General features: G+C 68.9%; 1 protein-coding gene. It reads right to left on the bottom strand.

Going from position 1 to position 1362, the window contains the following annotated elements:
• Nucleotides 1–1270, bottom strand: a 1270-nt coding sequence (locus tag ABZ463_RS41610; RefSeq protein ID WP_362785745.1) for a phytase, incomplete at its 3' end; no start/stop codon positions are given.
• Between the last annotated feature and the right edge of the window lie 92 nt (nucleotides 1271–1362).

Here is a 1362-nt window from a genome sequence, read left to right as displayed (position 1 = left end):
CGCGCGGGTCCCAGCCGTCGGTGTCGACGTCCAGGTTCAGCTCCTCGGCGATGTCATCCCATTCGGTGTACTTGAAGTTGGTGTTTTCCCTGTCGGGCACCTCGGGGGTGTTGGCGCCGTCGTGGGCGATGAAGACGCCCTCGTCGAAGTCGCCGAGCGGCACGTTGAGCACCATCGAGCCGTCGCTGTGCTCGACGCCGTCGAGGCCGTTGCCCGAGCCGACGCGGAACTGGCCGAGGTAGGCGTTGGAACCCTCGCGCCGGTAGACGGCGAAGGTGTTGTCACCCTGGCTGGAGGCCAGCAGGTAGCCCTTGCCGTCCTCGCGGTAGTAGATCGTCAGGCCCTCGGCGTCGGCTGACAGGTGTGTGCCGCCGTAACCGGGGTCGGCGCCCGGCGTGCACTCCTCGGTCTCCTCGTCGTACGTGCCGGGCACGCCGAACTCCTTGACCTTGTCGAGCAGCACCGGCGTGCCGGTCAGGTCGGCGCGCAGGCGCCAGATGCCGACGTCCTCCTGGGCCGCGTAGAGCACGTCGCGGTTCTGGTCGACGACCATGCCCTCGACCTGGGCGAGCTCGTCGGGCTCCATGCAGGGGGTCCAGCTCGTGCCGTTCGGCAGCGTGAAGGAGGCGGGCAGGTCGAGCGTGCGCACCGGCTGGTAGCTCACCTTGCCGCCCGCGGTCGCGACCAGCTTGAACAGGCCGATCGAGGTCTTGTGGCGGCGGCTGACCAGGGCGTAGGTGCCGGTCGAGTCCTTCCAGGTGGCCAGGCCGTACCCGGTCTCCTGGTCGTTGACCTCGGCCTGGGTGCTGTTGAAGAGGAATGGCACGGCCGGGTCGGTCACGTCGGTGAGGTGGCCGTCGTTGATGGCGTAGAAGCGAAGGTGGTCGCGCCCGCGGTCGGAGACGACGGCGAGGTCCTTGCCCGCGAAGCCGTAGGCGACGTCGACGTTGTTGAACCGGCCGTTCTCGTCGTCGGGGCCGGGGGCGGCGGGGGCGTCGATGTGCTGGGTGAGCTGGCCGTCGAGGTCGTAGACGTTGAGCCCGCCCTCCTTGGCGGTGGTGACGACGACGCTGTCCTCGTCGTCGGACGGGTGGACCCAGATCGCGGGGTCGTCGCCGTTGGCATTGCCGCCGGCCTCGTCGTCGAAGAGTGCGGGCGTCTCGACCTGGGGTTCGATGGACGGGATGCTCTGGCTGGAGGCGGGGGCGGCCAAGCCGCCCACCAGCATGACGCTCAGGGCAGCCAGAAGCAGCGGTCGGACAGGACGCATTGTTCTCCTTGCGGGGGTGAGCAGGTGCTCTCGGGCGAGAGACCCTTCTACAGGGGGGAGATGTCGCCATGACGAACGCCGTATGGCGGACA

Source organism: Streptosporangium sp. NPDC020145 (assembly GCF_040631275.1).
In the GTDB taxonomy this organism is placed as follows: domain Bacteria; phylum Actinomycetota; class Actinomycetes; order Streptosporangiales; family Streptosporangiaceae; genus Streptosporangium.
Note: the sequence above shows the minus strand (reverse complement) of the source record. Positions and strands in the feature narration are given on the sequence as shown.